The sequence below is a fragment of the Streptomyces sp. NBC_01255 genome (assembly GCF_036226445.1).
GTDB lineage: Bacteria > Actinomycetota > Actinomycetes > Streptomycetales > Streptomycetaceae > Streptomyces.
In genome coordinates this window covers 7,626,301-7,651,059 of sequence record NZ_CP108474.1, presented here as the reverse complement: position 1 = coordinate 7,651,059, position 24,759 = coordinate 7,626,301, and the positions used below count along the sequence as shown (strand labels likewise).

General features: G+C 69.1%; 24 protein-coding genes and 3 pseudogenes. 14 read left to right on the top strand and 13 right to left on the bottom strand.

The annotated features are described in order from the left end of the window. Positions 1 to 363: 363 nt before the first annotated feature. The 3 genes and pseudogenes from OG357_RS34745 to OG357_RS34735 all read left to right on the top strand — a co-directional run bounded on the left by OG357_RS34745 (position 364) and on the right by OG357_RS34735 (position 2,863). Positions 364 to 1,731, top strand: a complete 1,368-nt coding sequence (locus OG357_RS34745; protein WP_329624887.1) for an ice-binding family protein — start codon at positions 364 to 366, stop codon at positions 1,729 to 1,731. A gap of 69 nt (positions 1,732 to 1,800) precedes the next feature. Then, positions 1,801 to 2,436 (top strand): annotated as a pseudogene (locus OG357_RS34740) (transposase); the annotation flags it as partial. Beyond that, entirely contained in the window at positions 2,405 to 2,863 is a 459-nt protein-coding gene (locus OG357_RS34735) for an Asp23/Gls24 family envelope stress response protein (RefSeq protein WP_443066837.1), read from the top strand. The pseudogene OG357_RS34740 and the gene OG357_RS34735, both read left to right, overlap by 32 nt. A 46-nt stretch (positions 2,864 to 2,909) precedes the next feature. Here the strand turns inward: OG357_RS34735 and OG357_RS34730 are convergent, their stop codons facing one another. Then, the gene (locus OG357_RS34730; RefSeq protein WP_329624886.1) at positions 2,910 to 3,230 is read right to left on the bottom strand and encodes a hypothetical protein; all 321 of its coding nucleotides are present in this window, start codon (positions 3,228 to 3,230) and stop codon (positions 2,910 to 2,912) included. A gap of 316 nt (positions 3,231 to 3,546) precedes the next feature. On the opposite strand from OG357_RS34730, the gene OG357_RS34725 reads away from it, so the two are divergent. Continuing rightward, positions 3,547 to 4,305, top strand: a complete 759-nt coding sequence (locus OG357_RS34725; protein WP_329624885.1) for a GAF domain-containing protein — start codon at positions 3,547 to 3,549, stop codon at positions 4,303 to 4,305. A gap of 195 nt (positions 4,306 to 4,500) precedes the next feature. Here the strand turns inward: OG357_RS34725 and OG357_RS34720 are convergent, their stop codons facing one another. Beyond that, positions 4,501 to 5,388, bottom strand: coding sequence for a SigB/SigF/SigG family RNA polymerase sigma factor (locus OG357_RS34720; protein WP_329624884.1), 888 nt, complete (start codon positions 5,386 to 5,388; stop codon positions 4,501 to 4,503). A gap of 347 nt (positions 5,389 to 5,735) precedes the next feature. Between OG357_RS34720 and OG357_RS34715 the strand changes: the two genes are divergently transcribed. Beyond that, positions 5,736 to 6,128: a DUF2267 domain-containing protein gene (locus OG357_RS34715; protein WP_329624883.1), complete on the top strand. Its 393-nt coding sequence runs from the start codon at positions 5,736 to 5,738 to the stop codon at positions 6,126 to 6,128. A 77-nt stretch (positions 6,129 to 6,205) separates the two neighbouring features. Next, positions 6,206 to 6,766, top strand: a complete 561-nt coding sequence (locus OG357_RS34710; RefSeq protein WP_329624882.1) for a VanZ family protein — start codon at positions 6,206 to 6,208, stop codon at positions 6,764 to 6,766. Positions 6,767 to 6,842: 76 nt separating this feature from the next. Here OG357_RS34710 and OG357_RS38890 read toward each other — a convergent pair. Together OG357_RS38890 and OG357_RS34695 are read right to left on the bottom strand one after the other, a co-directional pair. Continuing rightward, a pseudogene (locus OG357_RS38890) lies at positions 6,843 to 8,347 on the bottom strand (bifunctional phosphatase PAP2/diacylglycerol kinase family protein). 80 nt (positions 8,348 to 8,427) lie between these two features. Continuing rightward, positions 8,428 to 8,850 (bottom strand): DUF6003 family protein, encoded by a 423-nt coding sequence (locus OG357_RS34695; protein WP_329624879.1) that lies wholly within the window; start codon positions 8,848 to 8,850, stop codon positions 8,428 to 8,430. Positions 8,851 to 9,181: 331 nt separating this feature from the next. Here OG357_RS34695 and OG357_RS34690 point away from each other — a divergent pair, with 331 nt between their 5' ends. Then, positions 9,182 to 9,499 (top strand): FhaA domain-containing protein, encoded by a 318-nt coding sequence (locus tag OG357_RS34690; protein WP_329624878.1) that lies wholly within the window; start codon positions 9,182 to 9,184, stop codon positions 9,497 to 9,499. A gap of 66 nt (positions 9,500 to 9,565) precedes the next feature. On the opposite strand, the gene OG357_RS34685 is transcribed toward OG357_RS34690, so the two are convergent. Further along, positions 9,566 to 10,411 carry an RNA polymerase sigma factor SigF gene (locus OG357_RS34685; RefSeq protein ID WP_329624877.1) on the bottom strand — a complete coding sequence of 282 codons (846 nt, stop codon included), beginning with the start codon at positions 10,409 to 10,411 and terminating at the stop codon, positions 9,566 to 9,568. 161 nt (positions 10,412 to 10,572) lie between these two features. Here OG357_RS34685 and OG357_RS34680 point away from each other — a divergent pair, with 161 nt between their 5' ends. Together OG357_RS34680 and OG357_RS34675 are read left to right on the top strand one after the other, a co-directional pair. Next, positions 10,573 to 11,085 carry an ATP-binding protein gene (locus OG357_RS34680; protein WP_329624876.1) on the top strand — a complete coding sequence of 171 codons (513 nt, stop codon included), beginning with the start codon at positions 10,573 to 10,575 and terminating at the stop codon, positions 11,083 to 11,085. A gap of 133 nt (positions 11,086 to 11,218) precedes the next feature. Next, complete coding sequence (locus OG357_RS34675) at positions 11,219 to 11,458, top strand: XRE family transcriptional regulator (RefSeq protein WP_329624875.1); 240 nt, start codon at positions 11,219 to 11,221, stop codon at positions 11,456 to 11,458. 489 nt (positions 11,459 to 11,947) lie between these two features. Here the strand turns inward: OG357_RS34675 and OG357_RS34670 are convergent, their stop codons facing one another. Beyond that, complete coding sequence (locus OG357_RS34670) at positions 11,948 to 12,151, bottom strand: cold-shock protein (RefSeq protein WP_030224583.1); 204 nt, start codon at positions 12,149 to 12,151, stop codon at positions 11,948 to 11,950. 242 nt (positions 12,152 to 12,393) lie between these two features. Then, positions 12,394 to 12,528: pseudogene (locus OG357_RS34665) on the bottom strand (MerR family transcriptional regulator); the annotation flags it as partial. On the opposite strand from OG357_RS34665, the gene OG357_RS34660 reads away from it, so the two are divergent. Further along, positions 12,470 to 12,856: a hypothetical protein gene (locus tag OG357_RS34660; RefSeq protein ID WP_329624874.1), complete on the top strand. Its 387-nt coding sequence runs from the start codon at positions 12,470 to 12,472 to the stop codon at positions 12,854 to 12,856. The pseudogene OG357_RS34665 and the gene OG357_RS34660 sit on opposite strands and share 59 nt — an antisense overlap. 450 nt (positions 12,857 to 13,306) lie before the next feature. Here OG357_RS34660 and OG357_RS34655 read toward each other — a convergent pair whose 3' ends face one another. Then, entirely contained in the window at positions 13,307 to 13,675 is a 369-nt protein-coding gene (locus tag OG357_RS34655; protein WP_329624873.1) for a hypothetical protein, read from the bottom strand. 320 nt (positions 13,676 to 13,995) lie between these two features. On the opposite strand from OG357_RS34655, the gene OG357_RS34650 reads away from it, so the two are divergent. Both OG357_RS34650 and OG357_RS34640 read left to right on the top strand, forming a co-directional pair. Beyond that, positions 13,996 to 14,340 (top strand): STAS domain-containing protein, encoded by a 345-nt coding sequence (locus OG357_RS34650; RefSeq protein ID WP_329624872.1) that lies wholly within the window; start codon positions 13,996 to 13,998, stop codon positions 14,338 to 14,340. Between the two features lie 1,117 nt (positions 14,341 to 15,457). Continuing rightward, positions 15,458 to 15,796, top strand: a complete 339-nt coding sequence (locus tag OG357_RS34640) for a helix-turn-helix domain-containing protein (RefSeq protein ID WP_260228303.1) — start codon at positions 15,458 to 15,460, stop codon at positions 15,794 to 15,796. 240 nt (positions 15,797 to 16,036) lie between these two features. Here the strand turns inward: OG357_RS34640 and OG357_RS34635 are convergent, their stop codons facing one another. Both OG357_RS34635 and trhA read right to left on the bottom strand, forming a co-directional pair. Next, positions 16,037 to 16,534, bottom strand: coding sequence for a GNAT family N-acetyltransferase (locus OG357_RS34635; RefSeq protein WP_329624871.1), 498 nt, complete (start codon positions 16,532 to 16,534; stop codon positions 16,037 to 16,039). Positions 16,535 to 16,780: 246 nt separating this feature from the next. Further along, complete coding sequence (gene trhA / locus OG357_RS34630) at positions 16,781 to 17,608, bottom strand: PAQR family membrane homeostasis protein TrhA (RefSeq protein ID WP_443066771.1); 828 nt, start codon at positions 17,606 to 17,608, stop codon at positions 16,781 to 16,783. Between the two features lie 270 nt (positions 17,609 to 17,878). Between trhA and OG357_RS34625 the strand changes: the two genes are divergently transcribed. Next, positions 17,879 to 19,237, top strand: a complete 1,359-nt coding sequence (locus OG357_RS34625; protein ID WP_329624869.1) for an MFS transporter — start codon at positions 17,879 to 17,881, stop codon at positions 19,235 to 19,237. A 76-nt stretch (positions 19,238 to 19,313) separates the two neighbouring features. Beyond that, entirely contained in the window at positions 19,314 to 20,513 is a 1,200-nt protein-coding gene (locus tag OG357_RS34620) for a glycoside hydrolase family 1 protein (RefSeq protein ID WP_329624868.1), read from the top strand. A gap of 441 nt (positions 20,514 to 20,954) precedes the next feature. Here OG357_RS34620 and OG357_RS34615 read toward each other — a convergent pair whose 3' ends face one another. From OG357_RS34615 to OG357_RS34605, 3 genes are read right to left on the bottom strand one after another with little or no spacing between them, the layout of a single operon-like run. Next, positions 20,955 to 22,001, bottom strand: a complete 1,047-nt coding sequence (locus OG357_RS34615; protein ID WP_329625787.1) for an ABC transporter ATP-binding protein — start codon at positions 21,999 to 22,001, stop codon at positions 20,955 to 20,957. A gap of 56 nt (positions 22,002 to 22,057) precedes the next feature. Continuing rightward, positions 22,058 to 23,599, bottom strand: a complete 1,542-nt coding sequence (locus tag OG357_RS34610) for an ABC transporter permease (RefSeq protein ID WP_329624867.1) — start codon at positions 23,597 to 23,599, stop codon at positions 22,058 to 22,060. Between the two features lie 49 nt (positions 23,600 to 23,648). Beyond that, positions 23,649 to 24,668 (bottom strand): iron ABC transporter substrate-binding protein, encoded by a 1,020-nt coding sequence (locus OG357_RS34605; RefSeq protein WP_329624866.1) that lies wholly within the window; start codon positions 24,666 to 24,668, stop codon positions 23,649 to 23,651. Positions 24,669 to 24,759: the final 91 nt, after the last annotated feature.

The following is a 24,759-nucleotide window of genomic DNA, read 5'->3' as shown; positions in this document are numbered from 1 at the left end:
CCGTGATCGGCTACACCACGACAGGGGACGTGACCCCCACGGAGGGGCGACACGCGATGCGGATCACCTCTCCTACGGTCGGCGCTCACACCACCAGTGGGCCAGATGGGCTCGTGACCGCTTGGACGACGCAACAAATACGCGCAGACGTACGGCTGATTCACTTCCTCACGCCACGTCACCCATGCAGACGATTTATCTGACTTTCAGTCTATTGCTGTGAAACATGCGGGAATGCTCCCACGTGACGCCGCATCACCACCTCCGGCAGGGGCAGATCTGCGTCCCCTGCCCGGGGTGAGCCTGCGAGTCGGCACAGGCAGCAGGCCGGCGGCCCAGACCAGCGACAAGAAAGGTTCTGCCATGGCATTGGATGTCATCCGGTGGGCTCCACCCGTCTCGAGCCTGCAACTCAATCTGCTCAAACGGGGAGCCTTCGCCCTGCTCCCCGCATCGCTCCTGGCGGCCGCCCTGGTCCCGACCCACGCCTATGCCGCAGAGTCCCCCGTGTTGCTGGGGACCACCGCCAGTTACGGGGTCCTGGCCGGTTCGACGGTCACCAACACGAACCCCACCGTCATCAACGGCGACCTGGGGCTCTATCCGGGCACAGACGTGACCGGCTTCCCGCCCGGCATCATCAACGGAGTGCGACGCGTATTCCCCAACGCCGCCGCCGGTCAGGCGAAGTCCGACCTCATCGTCGCCTACGACGACGCGGCAGGCCGGGGACCCGGGACCATTCTCGATTCGGACGAGCTCGGCGGACGGACGCTGGCGCCCGGCGTCTACACGGCCCCGGCGGACCCGGCGTCCCTGAAACTCACCGGGACGATCACCCTCGACGGCCAGAACGACCCCAACTCCGTCTTCATCTTCCGGACCCCCTCGACCCTGATCACGGCTTCGTCGAGTTCCGTGGAATTCATCAACGGAGCAAATGCCTGCAACGTGTTCTGGCAGGTGGGCAGCTCCGCCACCCTCGGCACGACCACCCAGTTCAAGGGCACCATCCTGGCCATGCAGTCCATCACGCTGAACAACAGCGCCGTGATCGAAGGCCGCGCCCTGGCGCGTGAGGCCGCGGTCACGATGGACAACAACACCATTACGAGGCCGGCCTGCGCCGTCGGCCCGCCTGGACCTCCCGGACCGACTGGACCTCCCGGCCCGACGGGATCGCCTGGCCCGACGGGCGCACCCGGACCCACTGGCAGCCCCGGCCCGACCGGTGCACCCGGACCCGACGGCAGCACCGGAGCACCCGGCCCGACCGGTGCACCCGGACCCGACGGCAGCACCGGAGCACCCGGCCCGACCGGTGCACCCGGACCCGACGGCAGCACCGGAGCACCCGGCCCGACCGGTGCACCCGGACCCACCGGTAGCCCCGGTGTACCCGGTGCACCCGGCCCCGACGGTGCACCCGGACCCACCGGTTCTGCCGGCCCTGCCGGACCCGCAGGACCCGTCGGACCCACGGGGCCTGCTGGACCCGCCGGACCCGCAAAGCCTGATCACGACCACGGCCACCACGAGGGCGACGAGGGCGAGCAGGGCCACGGTCACGACGAGGGCGAGCAGGGGCACGGTCACGACGACCACGACCAGGGCAAGCCCCCGTGGGGGGCCGACTTCCTGCCGGGCAGCCTTGACGATGCTCTGGGCCACGCGCTTCCCCGCCATGCGGGACCGGCAGCATGGCTCCCTCCGCGGCCGCGCTGGTATTGACTGATCGTTTCAGAATGAGTTGAGCCGCGGGTCCTGTACTCGACGATCTTGGTCGGCAGGGTGTCCGGAGTGCGCGCTGATCTTGTTCCTGACGACCTGTGGGAGCGGGTGGCCACGCTGCTGCCGCCTGCTCCCGAACGGCGCCATCGCCACCCCGGGCGGCTGCGCCTTCCCGACCGAGTGGAACTCGCCGGCGTCATGTACGTGCTGCGGACCGGTGTCGCATGGCGTGATGTTCCCGCGGAGATGGTGGGCTGCTCCGGGGTGACGGCCTGGCGCCGGCTGCGGGACTGGACCGAGGCCGGCGTGTGGCCGCGCCTGCACGCTGCCCCGCTGACCGAGCTTCGCCGCGCCGGTCTGCTGGACCTGGACGACTGCACCGTGGATGGGTCGCACGTCCGGGCTCTCAAAGGGGGAATCAGCCGTCCCGTCGATCCGGGTCTGCGGGGGCGTCCCCGCCGCAAGCCCCGGCACCTGTATGCCGACCAGGGCTACGACTTCGACAAGTACCGTCGCCTGCTGTGGAAGCGGGGCATCAAGCCGTTGATCGCGCGACGCGGCGTCGCCCACGGTTCCGGACTGGGCAAGGTGCGCTGGGTGGTCGAGCGAGCCTTCGCCTGGCTGCACCAGTTCAAACGGCTCCGCACCCGCTACGAGCGACGCGCCGAGCTCCATCAGGGCCTGCTCGAACTGGCCTGCAGCGTGCCAAGGCGCGGGAGATGGAACAGGAAGCGGAGCAGGCCACGGACTCGCAGGAGCGTCAGCGGTCGAAGGACAAGGGAAGATCGCGGGAATGGCCGCGCGGGAGGTGCCGGGCATCCATGCCCTTGGAAGCGGCCTCGCCCGTACCGTGGGCGCGGTCCGCGACATGGTCCCTGGCGGGCGTACGAGCGTCACCCGTGGGGTCAAGGTCGAGGTCGGCGAGCATCAGACCGCCATCGATCTCTCCCTCGTCGTGGAGTACGGCGTCGCTATCACCGACACCGCCGGGGAGGTCCGCGAGAACGTCATCGCAGCGGTGGAACGGATGACGGGCCTGGAAGTTGTCGAGGTCAACATCTCCGTCACCGACGTTCACTTGCCTGACGAAGAGGAAGAAGAAGCGGCGGCCGGTGCAGGGCGCGTGCAGTAGCGGCCCTCAGCGCGTAGTGCGATCCCAGGGCGTGACCGCCAGCTACTCACGGTGCGTGATCGCTGTGTCCGCACACCCAGGCCAGGGCGTCGTGCACCCCGCGGCTGTAGTCCCGTGGGCCGGGCCGGCTGGTGGGGTCCTCCATCTGTACCACGGACGCGTCCACCTCGGCGGTCAGGGCCGGAAGGGCCGGGGCACCCTCCGCGTCGCCTGCCCCAGTGACCGGCGAGTGTTCCGCGCATCCCAGCGCCCACCGGTAGGCCGCTGACGCGCCGCTGGCGTACTGAGGGTACGGGTGCCGCTCCGCCGCCCTGGCGCTCAGTCGCTTCTGGGCAAGCTCGACGTCGGCGTAAGCCCTGATACCCACCAGCGGCTCCTCGCCCTGCCGCGTACTCCCATGACTGGTCATACCCGCACGTCTACCCTGCACGCGTTGCGTGATGTCCAGTGTTGACGGCGTGTTTCCCATGGTGTCTGCCTGGAACGCTTCGTGGCGGCCGCCGAAGGCGAGCGTTCGGGACCGTGCACGGACCCCAGAGGTCCGAAACCGGATCGAAACACATGAGGTGGCCTCTCGGGTGGTAGACGAACTCACACCCCTTCGGACGCCGGGCACAGCCGTCGCCTCCTGCTCCAAGGGACCGCCGGGCCATGATGGGGCGCGGCTGAAAGGGATGAGGACCATGCCGGAGGATTCACTATCGATCGTGCATGACGTTGCGGTCGCAGCAGCCGTGGGCCGACGAGCCTTGCCGAACCGGCTCTGTACCGTGTTCAAGAAGTCGCTGGGCGCGCAGCGGGCGGCCCTGTCCTGGTTGCCTCGGCTGGAGCACTGGCAGCTGCTGCATGCCACCGACGAGTCGGCCCTGCAGGCCGAGGCCGCACAGTTCACCCGCGCCGAAGGCCCCTCGGTCAGCGCCGCACTCGAGATGCAGCCCGTCTTCGTACCCGACCTGCGCGACTACCCCTGTCGCACCACCCCGCACCTGTCCGAGCAACTCCCCGACATCCACCACGTGCTGGCGCTCCCGCTGCACGCCCGCCACACGCCGATCGGGGTGATCTGCCTCTACTACGCCGAGCGCACCCGAGTCACCGACACCCACATCACCCACGCGCAACACGCCGCCGCGCTCGCGCTGGAGGAACTCCTGCGCTGGCGACCCGTGCACGCCACCACCGACTGCCGACGCCCGGTGTGGAGCACCGACACCCGCGCGGCGCGCTGGGCGCGTATCCACCAGGCCGCCGCCTATGTCGCGGCCCGCGAAGACTGCGCCACTGCCGAGGGGTTGGCATGGCTCCAGGAGGTCAGTGCGCGTGATGGGCAGTCCTTGCTCGACGTAGCCGACACGGTCCTGCAGCCGTCGCACGCCCACCAGAAATGGCCCGGAGCACAGGACTCACCACCCTGGCACGTGGCGGGTTCGGTACTGGCATGAGTGATGGGCCGAACCGCGGAAGCACCGTATGCCCGAAGACTTCGTCGAAGCCGACGGTGTCAGGGCGTATATGCGGGGAGGACGGCGGCTCCCGCAGGGCCGGCGACTCCCTCGCGAGGCGCCCCTCGTCGGCATGGCCTGGCTGCGGGATGCCCGAGGAAGGCGTCCCACAGCCTCCGGAATCCTGAGCCGCTGCTATCGCTGAGAGGTCAGCCTGCTGCGCAGTCGGGCCAGCGTGCGGGCGAGCAGGCGGGAGACATGCATCTGGGAGATGCCGAGTTCGGCTCCGATCTCCGCCTGGGTCAGGTCGTGGATGAACCGCAGCGCAAGGATCTTCCGGTCGCGCTCCGACAGCGCGGCGATCAGCGGTTTGAGGGCGACCAGGGCTTCGATCCGTTCCAGGTCCAGGTCGTCGATGCCGATGTGGTCGGCCAGGGCGTCTGCGGCCTCGTCGTCGGCCGGTGCATCCAGCGACATGGTGCTGTAGCTTCGGGCGGCTTCCAGCCCCTCGACGACCTCGTCCGTTTCCAGATCGAGGTGTTCGGCAAGTTCGGTGACTGTGGGGGGCCGGCCCAGGCCTTGCTCCAGACGTGCGGTGGCGCTCTGCAGGGTCGCGCTCAGCTCCTTGAGACGGCGAGGGACCCGCACGGCCCAGGTGGTGTCACGGAAGAATCGCTTGATCTCACCGATGATGGTGGGCAGGGCGAAGGCGGGGAATTCGATCCCGCGTGTGGGGTCGAAGCGGTTGATCGCCTTGATCAGGCCGATGGTGCCGACCTGGAGCACGTCCTCGAGTGACTCGCCGCGGGTGCGAAGACGCCGGGCGGCATAGTGCACCAGGGTGAGGTTCAGTTCGACCAGCGTGTTGCGCACGTAGGCGTATTCGGCGGTGCCTTCCTCCAGCGCGTCCAGACGTGCGAACAGCGGTTTGGACAAGGCGCGGGCATCGTCCGGCGCGACATCGGCGAGAACGCTGAAACGGGGGAGGCCGGTCGGAACGGCCGGGGCCGGAGTCGGCGTGGTGCGGGCCGTATGTCGATCTAGCGACAGGCTGCGCGGATGGTCCCTCACCGGACTCGTCATTGCATGCTCCGCTTCCTCAGGCGCTGGCGGCCGGACCGCCTGCGCGATGTGACGATCCGTTACCCCACTGGGTCTTTCTGTACACCTTCGACCACCGGCATCACACGAGGGTTCACCCATGACCCTCGCGTGACGCATGCCCAGATGCACAGAGTTGAGGCACGCTGCCCCCTCTCTGACGGGCCCTTTCGTGAAGTGCGCGCCTCACCCGCCCCTCCGCCCCCCTGGCTCGTCACAGACTGGGGGAGGATTACCACTCCCGGTGGCGGGTAGTTGGGCGATTACTCTGCGTGGTGCTCCAGCTCTCTGGGGCCATCGCGGTGGCGAGACCGACGGAAGGAGCGGCTGTGAACGCGAACGTGGAAGTGCTGCTTGGCCAGGTCCAGGAGCGCGGAGGCTACGAGATGCGGCAGGAGGCGGCCGGGGCGGTACAGAGCGTGCTGGAGGTACTTGGGGCACACCTGGTGGGCGATGACCGCACGGATCTCGCCAGCCTGCTGCCCCGGCAGTGCGGCCCACTGCTCACCGACGTCCGGCCCGCGAGTGGACCCCTGACGCCCTCGGGCTTCGTCGAAGCGGTCGCCGAACGCGATGACATCGACGTGACGCAAGCCCGCCGCGCGGCCACCGCGGTGCTCGCCACAGTCGCGGAGGTGGCCGACGACTGGCTGCTGCGCCGCATCCTCACGCAACTTCCGCCGGGACATGCCGGTTTGTTCGGCCGTACGGACCCCGCGTGAACCGCCGCGAACCGCGTACGGCCCCTCGATGGGGGTAACGGGAGGGCAAGCAGACCCACCCTGATCGGGGGCTCGTCATGGCACGGACAGTGCGGCACGACAAGACCACGAAGGAATCAGAAAGACGGAGTGTTCCCAGCAGTCCCCCGCTCCCCAGATGGGGGCGCGCCGTGGCCATGCTGCTGGCTTTCGCCGGGACAGTGGTCTTCGCGGCGCTCCTTGCCCGGCTGACGCTGGAGCCCTCGGCTGCCTCAGTGCCGCTGACACACACCAACCTGCGCCCGGGTGATTCCATCCGCGACTATCTCGCGCAACCCGCATTCCGCGACACGGTCAAGCAGCTCGGCGGCAATATTGTTCTCGGCATGCCGTTCGGCATGCTGCTCCCGGTGCTCGCGCCCCGCGCCCGGGGGCTCGTTCGCGTCATAGCGGTCACCGCGCTGGTGATGGCGGTGGTCGAGCTGGTCCAGGGCGCCCTGATCACCGGGCGGGCCTTCGACATCGATGATGTCCTGCTCAACACGACGGGGGCCCTGCTGGGTTACCTGCTGATCGGCCGCCGGCTCGGCCGCGCCGTGCACCCCCGGCGCCAGCACTGGTGGCACCGCTTCACCAAGCGACAGACCGCTGCTGGCTAGCGACGGGCTGGCCAGACCCCGTTGGCTGCGGCAAATCCATCACGGCCTTCGGCCCACTTCGGGCCTTGCAGCGCCGTCACCTGCGGGGAACATCGCAGCACCCCTCGTCGCCATGCCGGGCCGACGGGCGAAGCGGCAACAAGGCCGACGGGGCGGGGACTACTTCTCCGTCAAAGGCCAGGTGGGCGTCCAGGGGTAGATCCGAGATCAGCAGCCGTGTGGGGCGTGCCGCCGCGTACAGGCGAGTCTTGGCGAAGACGCCGGCAAGGGCGGTGGCCAGCAGCCTGGTGCGGGCGAAGGGTCCGCCGTGCGCGATGCGCACGTCGAGCAGCCCATCGGCGAGGTCGTGGCGGCGCACGGGTGCCACGCCCATGCTGCGGTATGCGCTGTTGCCGGCGAACAGCAGCCACATCGAGTGCCGTCTTCCGTTCACCGCGGCGCGCAGCGGCCGGGCGGTGCGCAGAATATGGACGACGCCCAGCAGCGTGGCGGGCGGGCCGCCGATGCGCGGCGACCACCGTTCCCGCAGGCGTACCAGCTCCGGGTAGACGCCGAGGCTGAAGGTATTGAGGAAGTACGCCGGCTCCGCACCACTCGCGGGGCTCCCCTCTCGCGGACGCAGCGTTTTGACGCGGCCGACATCGGCTCGCACAGCGGTGCGCACGGCCAGTGCGGCACAGGCGTCCGCGACCGTCTCTACGCCCAGGTCCGCGGCGAAGTGGTTGAACGTCCCGCCGGGCAGCACCATCAGCGGCACTCCGAACTTCAGCGCGGGCCCCACGGCCGTGTTGATGGTGCCGTCCCCACCGCACACCCCCTGTACCCCTCCACGGGCAGCGGCCTCGCCGGCCGCATCAACCAGTACCTGAGGCAGCGGTCCCGCGCCCTGTTCGTACAAGACGCCTTCGGCCTCGGGGAGCGCCGTCCTCAACTGCCGTACCGGGTCCATGATCTGCGGCTGGGCGCCGGAGGAGGGGTTGACGACCACGATCAGCCCCTCCCTGTCGGGGAGCGCCGGTGCATCGATGCGGGGCCGTGTCGGCGCCGACAGCTGGAAGCGCGAGGGCACCAGCCCCGCACCGCGAAGGCCGCACTCACGCCGAAGGCGGCGCCGACCACGACGTCGCTGGGGTAGTGCACGCCGGTGTAGTCGCGGGAGAGGGCGATCGAGGCTGCCACCGGCAAGAGCGCCGCGGCCCAGCGGGGCGACTCCAGCGCCACGCGGGTGGCGAAGGCAGCGGCCGAGGCGGCGTGCCCGGAGGGAAAGGAGGTGGTGATCGGCTGGTGGGGACAGGTGCCGTACTACCGGCACCGTCGAGTACCGGGCGCTCGCGCCGGACCGCGCCTTTGGCGAGCGTGCTGACGGTGGCCGACGTCAGCGCCAGCGAGGCCACTCCTCGTACCGCACCGTGCCTGTCGCGCACGCCGCCCAGGGCCCACATGTCGGCGGCGATGCCGAACCACAGCAGCCGTGATTGGCGCTTGCACTCAGCCGTGGCAGCACGGGATCCGCACCCGGCCAGGAGCCTTGGCCACCCGCTCGAACACCGACCGATCCACCGCGCTCATCACACGTCGCATCCGGCCCCTCGGCAGTATGCCCATCAAGTCCCCGACAGGTGCAGCATGTCGTGATGTTCGGGCGGTGTGCGTCGGCGGGGTCACATGGTCAGGCGGCCGATCTCCTGAGGGTCCAGGCCGGTCAGGTGGGCGATGCGAGGCGTGGGAATGCCAGCGGTCAGGGCCCGGTGTACGAGAGCCTGCCAGTCCTGGGTCGTCTCCCTGAATTCCAGCAGCTCGCTCTCCATGTCCGTGACGGACTGGGGCGCACGCTCCTGCTGGACCCGCAGCGTTTCCTCCTCGCTCAGCGGAACAGGCAGGCGCTCCGCGTCCTGCGGGATGAACGCCTCCGCCTCGGCAGGAAGGATCCGGACGTGTTCCGAGGCTGCCGAGACGCCGTGGGCTTGCAGCCAGCCGTGTACGGCGGGTGTCTCCGTGCACTCCAAGGCTCCGACGGCGGCCAGGGCTGCCCCGAGCCGGGGGTGCCGGTCAGGGAGCAGAAACAGGTAAGCGTCATCGGCCATCGCGCGGAATCGCCTTCTCGATCGGACAACAGCGGCCACTGATGCCAGGGCCCCTACGCGACGCTGACTCCCCCTCTCGTTCAGCCGGCTACGCCCGCCGACGGAGAAGCGCGCTGCAGCAGAGACGTGACGCTGGCCGCCTCGTCACAGATCACCGGTACGAGGCGGTGACGACCTGGGCCGGGGCGGCACTCGCATGGGTGAGCCTGACCGACAGCGAGTCGGGCAGGGGCACATGATGCGATGGCTTGTAACTGCCGAACGTGTCATGGAGCACTGGACGACGCCCCTGTGGGGCCTGCTGCCCCCGAGGCAGCGGCAAGGGGACGTCGTGGCGATACTCCGCAAGCAGTGCGACGACAACGCTTTGATCCTGGGCCGGCACCGTGTCGTGGTCCCCAACGCCTTCGTCATCGAACTACTCCCGGAGATCCACCGGAAGCTCACGGCTCATGCTGTACCGATGGGGCCGCACCTCGTGAGCGAGGTGCATCGGTACGCTGCCGAACAGGGCTACACCTTTGCCGGCCGTGTGGTCGTCGACCTCTGCCCCGCAGCGGGCGGGACGACCGTCCGGTTCCGCGTCCACAGCCGCATCGCACCAACTACAAGTCAGGCCCGTCCTAAGGACGCTCGCAGCAAGCGATGATGAGGCGGTTCGAACCCGGCCGGCGCTCCGGTACCCGCATGACGTGCGACCTTGGCCGCCATGGCGTCAGAGGGTGGTGAGCATCCCCTCGCGAAGGCGGGCCAGGGTGCGGGACAGGAGGCGGGAGACGTGCATCTGGGAGACGCCGAGGCGTTCGCCGATCTGTGACTGGGTGAGTTCCTCGACGAACCTCAGGTGCAGGATGCGCCGGTCGCGCTCGTTGAGTTCTGCGATGAGCGGGGCAAGAGCATGGAAGTTCTCCACGAGCTCAATGGCGGGGTCTTCCTCGCCGATGAAGCTGGCCAGGGGTGCTTCATCGTCGTCGGCGTCGCGGTGGACAGCGGCGTCGAGGGAGGTGGAGTTGTAGCCGTTCGAGGCCATGCGGGCTTCGATGACCTCTTCCTCGGTGAGGTCCATGAGCGCGGCCAGTTCGCTGACCTTGGGGGCACGGCCAAGGCGGGTGCTGAGTTCCTCGGTGGCCTTCGCGAGGTCGACGCGGGCCTCCTGGAGGCGGCGAGGAACGTGAACGGCCCAGGAAGTGTCACGGAAGAACCGTTTGATCTCGCCGACGATGTAAGGCACGGCGAACGTGGCGAACTGAACCTCGCGGGAGAGTTCGAAGCGGTCGATTGCCTTGATCAGGCCGATCGTGCCGACCTGGACGATGTCTTCCATGTCGTCGCCGCGGTGGCGGAAACGTCCGGCGGCGTAGCGGACCAGCGACATGTTCATCTCGACGAGGGTGTTGCGTGCGTACTGGTACTCGGGCGTGCCCTCCTCCAGCACGGCCAGCCTTGGGAAGAACTGCCTCGACAGCTCGCGGGCGTCCTTCGGCGCGACTGCCTGCGGGGAGGCGACTGCCGGCAGTTCCGCGATGCCGGTGTCCGTGAATGTCCCGGTAGCCGTCGTCATGCTTTCCCTCCCTTTGTCCGCCGGCCCTCTGTCGTCCCCCGACAGGCCGGTGAACCGCACATACCCCCGAGCTGATGCCTCATGCGCCCGTCTTGCGTCACGCCGGGTGATGCCCCCACCCGGCTGACTGCGATATACGCGTCGTGAAGGAGCGTTCGCGCATGCCAGGCGTCAACTCACGTTCGGCTCGGCGTTACAGGATCCGTTTTAGGGGCAAGTGTCCATCTCGGACAGAGGCCACCCCATACAAGGAGGGGCTTATGCGGACCCACCCCACGGGACCGGACACTGGGACGTCGGACCGAGCTGTCATCGACAAGCGGCCGGAATCGGTCGCGCACGCACGAGACTTTGCCCGCGCCTTCCTGGACAGGCTCCGCCCGGCTGCAGATCCCCAGGATGCCGCGAGCGTCACACTCGTTGTGTCCGAGCTCGTCACCAATGCCGTGAGGCACGCGCGAGGGGCATCGTGCTCCTTGCAGTTGCAGGCCCAGCCGCAAGGAATCGCAGTCGTTGTCGTCGACGCAGACCCGCGACCACCGCGAGAGCGGGCGCCCGACCTCACCGGCGGCACCGGCGGATTCGGCTGGCCCATGGTTCAGCACCTAGCCACATCCGTCACCGTCACCACGGGGCCCAGAGGTAAGACCATCCGCGCGGTGCTGCCGCGATAGCCGTGGCCCGCACCTCCGGGCCGGTGGATGACCATGCGGTGCGCTTCGCGGCAGCGTGCCCCACCGAGGGGCCAGTTGACCCAAGGCGGACCGCCTTTGGCATGAGCGTGCTCGGGCGGGGCACAAGAAGCCAATGACCGACCTATCTCAGCTGCTGAAACAGACGATGCGCTGCCGCCGCCTGACGCCGCAGGCGATCGCGGACAAGACCGGCATCCGCACCCCGCGCATCCGGGCCTTCGCCGAGGACGGCGCGGAGGGGCCCATCCGGCCGACCGAGGAGGAGCTGGCCGAACTGGCCAGCGCCCTCGCTCTGCCGCTAGCGGAGGTCAAGGCCGCGGCCCGGCCCACTGCCGCGGTAGCTGCCCCCTGACCTGAGCCGAAGCGACACCTATGTGACAGCCGCTGCGGTCGTCCTTGCCGTCGACGTACACATGCTCGACGCGCGACCGCCCTCTCCCCCAGAGGGAGACGCGGTGCGTTCCATTCCGTTCACCAACCCGTGCCTGCCGTATCCGACAGCTCAGGTGACTGAGCACAGGAGGAGGGCCGGGGTCCGCGTCGACGGGACTTCCACGCCCCCGCGACCGGCTGGCAGCCTTCACGCACCGGGAGACGTCGCGGGAGGCCACCGCTGGCGCCGGGTAGGGCATGCTGCCCGGCATCGCCCATCGTCCCTAGCGCCGCTCTTGACGCAGATCGGGGCCGCGCAGCTGTGGCCGCGCGGCCCCGATCACCACATGCCGCAGATCCCACCACCGCCCGCGCAAAGCCCGGTGCCCGCTGCTCGGGTCGCGGCCGCGCGAGGCAGCCGTGCACTCCGAGCGCAGTGCCCGCGGTTCCGCGGGCGGGGTGGGGAAGGTCAGGCCGGGTTGATGTTCTCGGCCTGGGGGCCCTTCTGGCCCTGCGTGACGTCGAACGTCACGGTCTGGCCCTCCTGGAGCTCACGGAAGCCCGAGGAGTTGATCGCCGAATAATGGGCGAAGACGTCCGGGCCTCCACCGTCCTGGGCGATGAAGCCGAAGCCCTTCTCCGCGTTGAACCACTTCACAGTTCCCGTAGCCATATCTCATGCCTTCCAGTCGATGAACGCCTCCCACTCCATGCGGAAGGCGGAGGTGATCGCCCTGGTCCCTGCGGCACTGCACAGCAAAAAACCCACGCCGAAGGCATGGGCAAGGGGAACTTCCGAACCACGACAGCTAACCGGGACGCTACACGTCAGTACACCCCGTCACCAGAGGAAACGCCTGTATGTGTGCGCGGGACCCGCCGGTGTCCGGCGGGCGCGCACCGTCTCAGTCCGGGCGCCGGCCCGGATGATCCGGCGGCGCGGCGGTACTCGGCGTTGATGCGCTGGGCTTCCACGAGCTGGTCTTCGAGGATGATGATGCGGCACGCGGCCTCGATGGGGGTGCCCTGGTCGACGAGTTCCCGGGCGCGGACATGGCGGCCGGTGAACGGGGCGGCGCTGGTCCGCTACGAGCCGTCCGCATCCCCCGCGACGGTGACACTGTCCGCGAGCGGCGAGCTCGACACGGACTCCGTGGACTGCCTCCACGAAGCAATCACCTGCGTCTGCACCGCGCAGACCGAGCGGGTGCTGCTGGATCTGACCGCGGTCTCCGCGTTCGTCAACGAACCGCTCTCGGTCTGTCACCGCTGCCACCTGATCCTCGTCGGACCGCTCCCTAGGGCGGTCTGCCTGGCCCTGGACGCGGCCGGAGTGCGGAGCCTGTTCCACATCGCCCTGGAGGAGGGCCTGGAGTGACAGCGGCGTCCGTGGTGGACCCAGCGACCCCAGGGCAAAGAGCCGCCGGTGCCAGGCACGTGTATCTGGCCTACCAACAGCGGCCGACGCGCAGGCCCCCCCGTTCGGCGGGAGCCGCGACTTTGATGCTGTCGTTGTCCCTTGTGTGGGAGTACACGGTGGACGACGCAGCGACGAGAAAAGCCTCAGCGCGCCGAGTCTCGTGGGCGAAAACGCTTACTGCGGAGAGCTGGCTCGCCACGCCCTGAGGCTTCTGCTGGAGGACGCCGGATTCCGCATCCTGGGGATGCACAGCGACACGAATCCTTCCGGGCCCCCGCCTCCCCTCGCGCTGCCTCCCGGGGCGGCCACCGCAAGTGACAGGCCGGGGTCGTAGCCTGCGGGCGGGACGGACGGGCCCAGCCCCCGGCCCAGCCGGCCCAGCCGGCCGAGGCCGGCGACGATGTGTCCTCAAGCCGGTGGACGAGCTGCGCAGGCCAGCGGGGCGAGGTCGCCGTAGAGGGCGGCATGAAGCGCTGCGGCCAGTTCGCGCGCCCGTAGCTCACCTTCCACGTCGTGCAGCACGAAGTAGACCGGGCCGGCGTAGGAGTCGGAGCGGATCTGTCCGGTGCTGACCAGACGGATGACGGCCTCGCGTACCGCGTCGTACACGCCGGTGCCGATGGTGTGCTCCGGAGCAATGAGCGTGTCGGCCTCGATCCTCCACCTGGGGCCCTCGCTCTCCAGGGCTATGAACACGGCCCGCTGCTGCCTGGCCGCCCGGTACGCGGCGTCGAACCCGTTCAGGCCGCTAGCGTCCGGGATCCGTTCCGCGGGCAAGGGATCGGCAGCGGCTCCATAGCGACATCCTCCCAGGGAAGCCGGACGAGCGCCGCCCTGACGCCGGCGACGAGCACGACCCGCTGTTTCGCAGAGAGAAAGCCATACGACCTCGGGAGCAGTGGTCGCATCCCGGACGCATCCTGCCTTCTCCGGATGGAATCTTTCCCTCTGAACAGGGATCGGAGCTGGTCACATGGGGTGAAGGGGCCGCGTGGCTCGTTTCCGGACCCGGGGTGGGAGACGTTGGCGCTGATGTGAACACCACGAGCACCGCCCCGATAGTGCCCACTCCCCTTGCCGCCTCTGCCTCTGCTGTCGTGCACGACTCGGGCGCGGACGCCGCGCCCGGCGCCATAGTCATCTCCTCCTGCACCACCCTGGTCGTCCACCTCGCAGGCGAGATCGACCACTACAGTGCCGCCCCGCTGCGGGCACTGCTGGCCTCGGCCGCCGACATCGGCTGCACCGGCCTCGTCCTGGACACCGCCCGGGTCGTCTTCTGCGACTCCGGCTGCCTCCCCGTCCTCGACTGGTGGCCACGCCACAGACGTGGGCTCCGGCTCGTCAACCACTCCCGGCCCGTGCAGCGTCTACTGAACGCCGCCGCGGCGCGGCAGCAGCCGCCCCGGGCCTGCGCACCGATGTCAGCGGCCACGTCATGACCTTCATACTCCTGACCTGCATCCCCATGCTCGCAGCGGTCCTCCTCGTCCATCGCAAGCCCCGCGAACCTTGCAGGGCGTTGGTGACGAGTTCCGAGACGACGAGGATCACGGTGTCGGCGGCCTCGGACGCGGGCGCCGGTACAAGCCCTTCGAGGAAGTGCCGGGCGCTGTCGCGCGCCAAGGCGGCCACGGCGGCGGCACCTGCACAGGTCCCCTGGTCTGTGCTCGTCAGAATCGGTCTCTACCTGTCCGTGGCGCGTTCCCGGATATGCGGTGGTCAGCCTGGCGGTGGCCGCTCCGCGCCCCTTCGCGTCACTGTTCGACGTCGATTACCTATCCACCAGACACGCGGAAATCTATGTCGGCCGGAGTAGACATTGGGTGGCGGCGTGGTTATGGTTTCTCTCGTAGCCCAGAGAGACAGCAGGGCCTGGCAGAGACGAACTGCCGGCAAGCAGTACCAGCAGTACAGGTAGTTGCAGTGAGCAGGACGGTGCGGCGGTGGAGTTTCGAAGCCAGGGCTTTCGCAGGACGGCGACGGGACTGACGGCCGGACCGGGTGGCCCGCAGTGATCAGGGGCCGCCGTGAGCGGGACCGCTGTCATGGCAGGTGCGGTACCCGTGAGTGCAGTACGCAGTACCCAGCAGTGAAGTCAGTGAGGCGGTACCCCTGGTGAAGGCGTCGGCTGCGGACGCGCGCACCGGGAAGTTCGGCAGTGGGGTTCTAAGCCAGAGCAGACGCAGGACGGGCAACGGGGCTGGCTGCCGAAGAGTGGCGCTGTCACAGGCCACTGAGCAGTTCGCATCACCAGCAGTACCCGCAATACGCAGTACCCCGTAGTAAGTAGTTGATCACCGAGGAAGAACGGAGGAACCCGCGCCATCAGGATCGCCCGGGCGGAAGCCAGAGCCCGGGTACCGCAGGACATCGATAGTGAGGTGGTCTCCGGTCAAGCAACCGCGATCCCCGCACCCCCGACAGCAGCCAGGTCGGGTCTGCGGACACAGAACGCCGGCGCAGTATCAGGGCCGGCAGGTGGTGTAGAAGTTCCTTCGGGGCCCTGGTGCCAGTACGGCACCAGGGCCCCTCAACGCGTTTCCCAGAGAGGTGCAAATGACAGCAGATGACTCGTACGGCCGTCTTGACGACGACGACTACCCCGCCTACACGATGGGCAGGGCCGCCGAAATGCTCGGCACCACACAAGGATTCCTCCGCGCCATCGGCGAAGCCCGCCTCATCACCCCGCTGCGCTCGGAGGGCGGCCACCGCCGCTACTCCCGCTACCAGCTGCGCATCGCCGCCCGCGCCCGGGAACTCGTCGATCAGGGCACACCGATCGAGGCCGCCTGCCGCATCGTCGTCCTCGAAGACCAGCTCGAAGAGGCCCAGCGCATCAACGCCGAATACCGCCGCGCCGCCACATCCGACGCGCCACCAGACTCGGCTTGAGGTGAGTCCGCCCGCCGTCGGCATCGACCGACGGGTGCGACCCGAGGGCTTGGCGGAGGATTGCTCACGAGCAGATGCCCGCGCGAGGTCCGCCCCCATGTAGGCACGGCCTGGTAGGCGCCGTACGCCCGGCCTACGCGGAGCACTGACAACTTCCTCCCAGCACGTTGAGCGTCAGTCAGCGCTGTTGGCGCCGGCCGGAGAGTTCATGTCGGGAGTCGCACATCAGGCCGTCGACGCCTATCGGTGCTGCTCCCACTCGGTCCGGGTGAGTTCGTACTCGACTTCACCGTGCTCGGAGCCCTCGATCGCCTCCGGCCAGTCCCCGGTGAAGTTCCGGACGAAGGACAGGCCCGATTTCTCCATGACGCGACGGGAGCGGGTGTTGACGGCCATGGTGTTTGCGGTGACCCGCTCGACCTCCAGTTCCGCGAACCCCTTGTGGACCAGGTCGACCACGGCGGGGCTGTGCTCCTCCAACGGCCGGAACTCGAACCAGCCCAGGAAGGTGCCGGTGTGCTTCTCCTGCGCGGCCCAGTAGCCGCGGGTCCTCCAGCACGGGTAGTCGTGCAGGAGCCGCGGGAGGGTCCTTGTCTCGATCACCTCCCGACTTGCGGGGCGGCCACCATTGATGAAACGCATGACCTCGGGGTCGTTGTCCAGGGCGAGCAGGTGGTCGACGTCGGTCGCCGTGAACGCGCGCAGGAAAAGCCGGTCGGTCTCCAGGAAGTTGGGCATGCCGCGATCTTCACCACGGGCGGGCCGGGCCTGCCACCGGTTTTCTGACCGGCGGCAGACGGTGGTGTTCATGCCGGGAGGACCTCGGATCACTCGACCATGACGCCCCGCTCGCCCTTGCCCGCGAGACCCGAGGCCGATCCCCAGATCCGGAGTGCCCCGGCCGGAAAATCGCTCACCCACCCACGTAGCGCCCTGGGTTCAGGGCCTACGGCGGGGCAGGCCGGCGTCAGAACATCATCGTGGTCAGTAGGCGGCGAGGAAGATCGCGATGTAGTGCGCGGTGAAGGCTGCGACGGTCAGCGCGTGGAAGACCTCGTGGAAGCCGAACCAGCGGGGCGAGGGGTTGGGGCGCTGGAGGGCGTAGACGACCGCACCCGCACTGTAGAGAAGCCCACCGGCCACGATCAGGGAGACCACCGCCACCCCACCCCTGTGCAGGAACTCGGGCAGGTATCGCACGGGCGCCCAGCCCAGAGCCAGGTAGCAGGGGGTGTACAGCCAGCGGGGAGCTCCGACCCACAGGACACGAAAGACGATGCCGACCAGAGCACCTGCCCACACGATCCACAGCAGGACAGACCACTGGTCGCGGGAGAGCAGGAGCACGGCAAGGGGGGTGCACGTGCCGGCGATGATCAGGAAGATGTTGGCGTGGTCGAGGCGACGCAGAACGGCCTCGCCGAGTGGTCCCCAGGTGCCGAGGTGGTAGACGGCGCTGGTCCCGAACAGCAGCCAGGCCGTGACGGAGTACACCGTGCAGGCCAACACGGCCTGATGTGTCCCTGCCAGACAGATGAGGACGATGCCTGCGGCAAACGACGCGGGGACCATGCCGGCGTGGAGCCAGCCACGCAGTTTCAGCTTGATCGGTTGCACCAGATCGGCCGCCCGCTCGACAAGATCGGCGACCGGGTGGGAACCCTCGGCGGTCTTGTCTCGGTGCGATCCGGAGGAAGGGCTGGTGGACTCTCGTCCTTCTCCCGTCGGCACGAAAGCAGGACAGGCTTCGGCGCCGTCTCGGGACACTGCTTCCCGTCCCGAATCGGACTGCTGAGTTTCTCTGGCAACCATGTGCACATGCTAGGAACCGGCCCTGGGCCCGGCGATAGGCGAGTTCTGTCCTGAGCAGTTCGACGGCAGCCTCCCGGTCGAGTGGCGCTACCCGGCCTCCCGGTCCCGGCGCCGGCCTGCCCTTCCACTCACGCGGCTCCCCTCTCGGACCGCCTGCGACTGTCGTCGCGCACCCCCGCCTCACCAGCCCGCCACGGTCGCGGCGCCTCTCCGGCTGGTTCGCGGCCTCCATCTGCTCTCTGCTCGACCGCAAAGAATCGAGAAAGCACGATGCCCGAGCTCAGCAAGGACTCTGCGCAAACGGGCGCGGACGCCACCGCAACACCCGTTCAGGTCAAGGGACGCTGGCGACAGCTCTCCCTCCTCGGCGGCACCATGCTGGTCGACAGCACCGAGGCCAGCCTCGTCAGCAGCCTGTTCCCGCTCATCAGGCAGTCTCTCGGCGTCTCGCTCGGAGCCCTGGGCATCCTCACCGCGGCCGGCAAGATCGCGGGTGCGTTCACCGCGCCCTTCTGGGTGTGGGCCGCCCAGCGCTGGTCCCGCAAGAGCGTACTGGTCGTGGCCACCGGCCTATGGGGCGTCTGGGGCGTGGCTGCCGGCTTTTCGCAGAACTTCACCCAACTCCTGATCCTTTACACCATATTGGCGGCCGGCTACGCCGCCGCGAATCCGATCATCACCGAGATCACCGGTGACCTGTTCGGCAGCTCGTCCCGTGGCCGCGCGATCGGGCTGGTGTACGGGACGATCTCCCTGGTCGGCGCGGTGATCGGACCGCTCAAGGGGCAGCTCGCCGGGGTGGACGAGGGCTGGCGCTGGGGACTGTGGGGCGTCGGCGGATTCAACGTCCTGCTCGGCATCGCCCTGCTGATCTGGTTCCGCGACCCGGGCAGGGGAGCGGCCGAGCAACAGCTCGCCGACCTCGACCGGACGGCCAGGGAAGCCGTCTCAAAGCTCACCTGGGCCAAGGTCTTTTCACTCCTGAAGATCCGCAGCCTGGTCATCCTGCTCGTCTCGCGCCTGCTCTCCGGACACCTGCTGGTGGCCACGTTCGGCGTGGTCTTCCTGGTCGACGTACACGGCTTCAGTACTCAACTGGCCTCGGTCGTCATCCTCCCGTTCGGCGTCGGCTACTTCCTCGGCACCCTTCTGGGCGGCGTCGCCGTCGACCGGGTGTCCCGCCGCAACCCCCGCTCCGGACCGGTCGCGGTCCTCCAGGCCGCCCAGTTCGCCTTCGCGGTCTTCGCCTTCTTCGGCACACAGTTCCACTACAGCAGCATTCTCGTGTTCGGCACCTTCTTCGCCCTGATGGGCGCGGCCCAGGGGATGAACCCCAGCATCAACCGGCCCATGGTCATGGCCATCACCCCACCCGAACTCCGTGGCGCGGCGTTCGCGTTGTACGTCTCCATCGCCGAAGCGATCGCCTGGGCGGGCTACAGCCTCGGCGCGGGTTTCCTCGCCGACGCAGTCGGCCTGCGCGTGGTGTTCCTGTGGGTCCTCGTCGTACTGATGCTGGTGAACGGCCTGTTCCTCACGCTGCTCTACCGGCCGTATGCGGCGGACACGGCACGCGCCAAGCAGGAACTGGACACCCGTCGCGAAAGCGCCCTCACCGACCCTCGCTGACCCGTCTGCGGCCTTCATCGCACCCGTACGCGTACGACCTCCCTCGCGTCCCCCTCGACGAATGGAGAATCGACCCATGGCACACACACGCCACCTGCCCGACGGCTTCCTCTGGGGTGCCTCCACCTCCGCGCACCAGACCGAGGGCGGAAACACCAACAGCGACTGGTGGCAGTTCGAGCACATGCAGACGCCGCTCATCAAGGAGCCCAGCGGCGACGCCTGCGACAGCTACCACCGCTGGCGCGAAGACATGGACCTGCTGTCCGAACTGGGCTTCACCGACTACCGGTTCAGCATCGAGTGGGCACGCATCGAACCCGAACCCGACGAATTCTCCCAGGCAGCGATCGCCCACTACCGCCGCATGGTCGAAGGTGCACACGAACGCGGACTGAGGCCCCTGGTGACGCTGCACCACTTCACCACGCCTCGGTGGTTCATGGAACGCGGCGGCTGGGCCGCCACCGGTTCGGACGACCTCTTCGCTCGCTATCTCACCGCAGCGGCGCCCGTCTATGCCACCGGTGTGGAACACGCCTGCACCATCAACGAACCGAACATGGTCGCCATGATGGCCGCCGTCCACCGTGCCCACCTCACCGGGCAGCAACTGCCCACGGCCGGGATGCCGCTGCTGGACGGAGCCACGTCCGATGCGTTGATACGGGCCCACGCGCGCGGTCGAAGCAGTCAAGTCCTGCGCCCCACACGTGCGTACGGATGGTCCGTGGCCAATCAGGCGTATCAGCCGCTCCCCGGGGCGGAGGCGGCCGCCGCGCCCATCCAGCGCCAGTGGGAGGACGTCCTCCTGGAGGCGGCCCGCGGCGACGACTGGCTCGGCGTGCAGTCCTACACCCGCACCCGCATCGGCCCGGACGGCCCACTGCCCGTCCCCGAGGAAGCCGAACGCACCCTCTCGGGTTGGGAGTTCTACCCCCAGGCTCTGGGGCAAGCCGTGCGTGACAGTGCCGCGCTGACCCCCGGCGTCCCGCTGATCGTCACAGAGAACGGCATCGCCACCGCCGACGACACCCGCCGCATCCAGTACACCTCAGAGGCTCTGGAATCCCTCACCAGCGCCATGGACGACGGCATCGACGTCCGCGGATACTTCCACTGGAGCGCCCTGGACAACTACGAGTGGGGTCGCTACACCCCTACTTTCGGGATCATCGCTGTCGACCGTGAAACCTTCGCCCGAACGCCCAAGCCTTCCGCCGCGTGGCTCGGCGCCATGGGACGGGAGCGTGTCGTGACCGCGGGAGCGGCGTGACAGCTGCGGAGAGTTCGGATCGCTGTCAGGACCGGCCGGCCACGTCGTGTCCGTTGGCTGGCCATCGGCATCACCGCAGCCAAACTCGCACGGCGTGCCCGCAACAGGCCAAGCCGGCCGACCGAGACACCACGCACTCGCCATCACGTCAGGTGGTGGCCTCGAGCACCGACTCGAGCGCCAGCGGCAAGTGCAACTCGGTCTCCATGGTGAAACGGCATCCATCAGCAAGCGCAACCGTTCAGGAGTGTCCGGCATCACATGCGCATAGGTCTGGTGTGTAATCCTCGGATCCCGGTGCCCGAGCCATTCGGCCATGTCCGTGACCGACACCGGCCTCCGGACCGGACACCCGACCCTGGACGACTGCCGATGACTCAGATCGACCCTTTCAACAGCCACTCCTGAGGCTCTCGTCGAAGTGGCGGTCATGCCCGCCTGTCAGGTGGTGTGCCGGTGGAGGGTGGCGGTGCCGGTCAGGCGGATGCCGACCCTTCGGCCCGGGGTCACCTCGAGCGGGCTGGGGGTACGGATGTCGACCGGGCTTTCCAGGCCCTCGACGGTCACTGTGACCATCGCGTCGTGACCGAAGAAGCAGACGTCGGTCACGACGCCGTCGGCGTCTGCGGAGTCCGGATCGGCGAGCTGGAGTTGTTCGGGGCGAAGGAGTACGACTCCGTCGCGCATGCCCTCCGGTGCGGTGGCAAGGGGGATTCTCCCCAGCGCCGTGGTGGCGATGCCCTTCTCGGCAGTACCGGGGACGAGGACGGCGTCACCGACGAAGGAGGCGAGCCAGGGGTCCACGGGCCGGTGGTAGAGATCCTCCGGTGTGGCGCACTGGGCAACGCGTCCCTCGCGGACGACGGCGACGAGGTCCGCGGTGGAGAGGGCTTCCTGCTGGTCGTGGGTGACGAGGAGGGCGGTCGCGCCGCTCTCCCGGAGCACCGCGCGTACCTCGGCCCGCACCGCCCCGCGCAGACCGCTGTCGAGTGCACTGAAGGGTTCGTCCAGCAGCACGAGATGGGGCTGCGGGGCGAGGGCGCGGGCCAGGGCGATGCGCTGCTGCTGGCCGCCGGAGAGCTCGTTCGGCATGCGGTCGCCGTATCCGGCGAGACCGACCAGGTCCAGCATCTCGCCCACACGGGTTCGCTTGGCGGGCCGGTCGAGGTCCCTCAGGCCGAAGGCGATGTTGCGGGACACGCTCAGGTGAGGGAAGAGCGCTCCCTCCTGGGGAACGATGCCGATACGGCGTCGCTCGGGCGGCAGGTGGACACCAGGGCCTCCGAGGACGCGGCCCGCGACGGTCACGCTGCCGGCGTCGGCCTTCAGGAAACCGGCGATCACGCGGAGGAGCGTGGTCTTCCCACAGCCGGAAGGCCCCAGGACGGCTGCGAGCGAGCCACCGGGGACGGCGAGGTCGAGGCCGTCGAGGACCGGTGCGCCGGAGCCGTATGTCTTCGAAACTCCGCTGACCTGGAGGTCGTTCATGCCCGGGTCGGTCATGCCTGCGTCAGTCTGGGCCGGGGCGCTCTTGGCCGGGTCGCTCATGTGCGGTGCCTTCCGAGGAGGTACGAGGGGATGGCGGCGAGCAGGATCAACGCTGCGGCGTACGGGGCCGCCGCCGCGAACGAGCCGGTGCCGGTCTCCGTCCACAGCCGGGTGGCGAGCGTGTCCATGCCCGTCGGGCGCAGGAGCAAAGTCGCGGGGAGCTCCTTCATGCAGACCACGAAGGTGAGGGCCGCCCCGGCCGCGACGCCGGGGGCTGCGAGGGGCAGGGTGACTTCCCTCAGGACGCCGAAGGGGGTGCGGCCCAGGGAGCGGGCCACGTCGTCCAGGACCGGCGGCGACTGGAGGACGGCGGCGCGCGTGGCGGCGACCGCGACCGGCAGGAAGAGCACCGCGTACGCGCAGATCAGGAGCGGGGTCTCCTGGTACAGCGGCCGGGCGTAGCGCACGGCGAAGAAGACCAGGGCGAGCGCGACGGTGATGCCGGGGACGGCGTGGCCCGCGTACGCGGCCTGTTCGAGCAGGTGGGCGAGGCGACCCCGATGGCGGGCGGCGATGACGCCGACCGGCAGGGCGAGCAGGGTCGTGAGGGCGGCGCCTGCGGCGGCGACGCCGAGGGTGGTGAGCGCGGTACTGGTGAGCGTGGCCGGGTCCCAGGTCGCGGAGGAGCCGACGGCGAGCCAGTAGCCGAGCGTGGCGAACGGGAAGCCGACGGCCGCGGCGACCACCGCTCCGCACCAGGCGAGGGCGAGGGGCTTGATTCGTCCGAGGGCGGTGGGGACGGCCCGCCGGGCGGTGCCCGTTCCGGTACGGGCGTAGTCGGCGCGGCCGCGGGTGCGGGTCTCGGCGGCGACGAGCAGCACGGTCATGACGACCAGGACGGCGCTGAGCGCGGCGGCGGGTGTGCGGTCGAAGCTGGCCCGGTAGGAGGTGTAGATGCCCCGGGTGAAGGTGTCGTACCGCATGAGCGAGACGGCGCCGAAGTCGGAGAGCACGTACAGCGCGACGAGGAGTCCGCCGCCGGCCGCTGCGGGCCGCAGCTGCGGCAGGGTGACGCGGAGGAAGGTGCGGAAGGGGCCGTGGCCGAGGGAGCGGGCGACCTCCTCGTGCCCGGGGTCGGTGCCGCGCAGGGCGGCGGCGACCGGCAGGTACACGTACGGGAAGCTCACCAGGGTGAGCGCCAGCGCCGATCCGGTGAAGCCGGCGAGCGAGGGAGCGGCGGACAGCCAGGCGAAGGCGGCGACGTAGCTCGGTACGGCCAGCGGCAGGGTGACGAGGACGGACCAGGCGCGGGCGCCCGGCAGGGCCGTGCGGACGGTGAGCCAGGCGAGCGATACGCCGATCAGCAGGCTGGCCGCGACGACCGCGGCGGTGAGACCGAGGCTGTGCAGCAGGAGTTCGCCGGTGCGCTCGTCGGCGATGACGTCCCAGGCGTAGGCGGGGCCTTGTTCGAGTGCGCGGACGGCGAGATAGCCGAGGGGCAGCACGGCGAGTGCGGCAGCGAGCACGGCGGGCACGATCAGCACCCAGGAGGGCCGGGAACCGGCGCGCCGCCGCCCGGCGGGTGCGGGGGCACCCACCGGGCGGCGGTCGCGACGGGCCGGGGCGGAAAGCTCCGGTGACGTCACGTCAGACCAGTCCGGCTTCCTGGAGCATCGCCAGGGTTTCCTTCAGCGAGTCGAGCTTGCCGAGGTCGATCTTCGGCGGCTGGAGGGTCTCCAGCGGCGGAACACCCGCGGCGGTCTTCACTCCGGCGGCCAGCGGGTACTCCTTCGTCTCCTCCGCGAAGTACGTCTGGGACTCGGCGGAGAGGAGGAAGTCGACGGCCTTCTGCGCGTACGCGGCCTGCTTCTCGTCGGCGCCCTTGAGGATGCCGGCGCCGGCGACGTTGACGAGGCCGCCGGGGTCGCCCTTGGGCATGTAGTGGATCTTGGCCTTCATCTTGTCGGCGCCCTTCTCCGCCGCCTGCTCGTACCAGTAGTAGTGGTTGAGCAGGCCGAGGGAGACCTCGCCCTTGTCGACGGCTTCGAGGACCTTGAGGTTGCCCTCGTACACCTTGGGCTCGTTGGCCTTGAGGCCCTTGAGCCAGGTACGGGCGGCCTCGTCGCCCTCCAGGACGCGCATGCCGGTGACGAACGCCTGGAAGGAGGCGTTGGTCGGCACGAAGCCGATCTTGCCCTTCCACTCGGGCTTCACGAGTTCGTGGACGCTGTTCGGAGGCGTGGGGACCTGGTCGGGGTTGTACCCGAGGACGCGCACGCGGCCACTGACGCCGGTCCAGTCACCGGCGGAACCGCGGTAGGCGGTGTCGACCTTGTCGAGGGTGGCCTTGGGGAGCGGCGCGAGGCGCTGCTCCTTGGAGAGCGCCCCGAGGGCACCGGCGTCCTGGGAGAGGAAGAGGCCGGCCTCGGTCTTGTCGCCCTCCTCCAGGAGCTGTGCGGAGAGCTCGGCGCTGTCGCCGTAGCGGACCTCGACGTTGGTGCCGAGGTGCTTCTCCAGCTTCTCGATGAGCGGCTTCACGAGGTTCTCGTTGCGGCCGGAGTAGATGACGAGGCCGGCGGGCTCGTCGCTACCGCACGCGGCGAGCATGGGGGTGAGCAGGGCGGCCGCGGCAAGCGCGGTCAGGGTGCGGGCCATGGGGCGGCGCATACGGGTGGGGCCTTCCTGCTGTGAACTACTGGGAGAACCTGCGAATAGGGCATTGATAAGGTAAAGCTAACCTAAGGGTCAAGTCAGGAAT

Bases quoted from the DNA above. Each gene is read 5' to 3' on its own strand.
- OG357_RS34685 (WP_329624877.1), bottom strand. From the start codon at position 10,411: ATGACGACGGCTACCGGGACATTCACGGACACCGGCATCGCGGAACTG.
- OG357_RS34605 (WP_329624866.1), bottom strand. From the start codon at position 24,668: ATGCGCCGCCCCATGGCCCGCACCCTGACCGCGCTTGCCGCGGCCGCC.
- OG357_RS34675 (WP_329624875.1), top strand. From the start codon at position 11,219: ATGACCGACCTATCTCAGCTGCTGAAACAGACGATGCGCTGCCGCCGC.
- OG357_RS34620 (WP_329624868.1), top strand. From the start codon at position 19,314: ATGGCACACACACGCCACCTGCCCGACGGCTTCCTCTGGGGTGCCTCC.
- OG357_RS34660 (WP_329624874.1), top strand. From the start codon at position 12,470: ATGATGATGCGGCACGCGGCCTCGATGGGGGTGCCCTGGTCGACGAGT.
- OG357_RS34615 (WP_329625787.1), bottom strand. From the start codon at position 22,001: ATGAACGACCTCCAGGTCAGCGGAGTTTCGAAGACATACGGCTCCGGC.
- OG357_RS34720 (WP_329624884.1), bottom strand. From the start codon at position 5,388: ATGACGAGTCCGGTGAGGGACCATCCGCGCAGCCTGTCGCTAGATCGA.
- OG357_RS34695 (WP_329624879.1), bottom strand. From the start codon at position 8,850: ATGGCCGATGACGCTTACCTGTTTCTGCTCCCTGACCGGCACCCCCGG.
- OG357_RS34680 (WP_329624876.1), top strand. From the start codon at position 10,573: ATGCCAGGCGTCAACTCACGTTCGGCTCGGCGTTACAGGATCCGTTTT.
- OG357_RS34745 (WP_329624887.1), top strand. From the start codon at position 364: ATGGCATTGGATGTCATCCGGTGGGCTCCACCCGTCTCGAGCCTGCAA.
- trhA (WP_443066771.1), bottom strand. From the start codon at position 17,608: ATGGTTGCCAGAGAAACTCAGCAGTCCGATTCGGGACGGGAAGCAGTG.
- OG357_RS34710 (WP_329624882.1), top strand. From the start codon at position 6,206: ATGGCACGGACAGTGCGGCACGACAAGACCACGAAGGAATCAGAAAGA.
- OG357_RS34625 (WP_329624869.1), top strand. From the start codon at position 17,879: ATGCCCGAGCTCAGCAAGGACTCTGCGCAAACGGGCGCGGACGCCACC.
- OG357_RS34670 (WP_030224583.1), bottom strand. From the start codon at position 12,151: ATGGCTACGGGAACTGTGAAGTGGTTCAACGCGGAGAAGGGCTTCGGC.
- OG357_RS34640 (WP_260228303.1), top strand. From the start codon at position 15,458: ATGACAGCAGATGACTCGTACGGCCGTCTTGACGACGACGACTACCCC.
- OG357_RS34725 (WP_329624885.1), top strand. From the start codon at position 3,547: ATGCCGGAGGATTCACTATCGATCGTGCATGACGTTGCGGTCGCAGCA.
- OG357_RS34635 (WP_329624871.1), bottom strand. From the start codon at position 16,534: ATGCCCAACTTCCTGGAGACCGACCGGCTTTTCCTGCGCGCGTTCACG.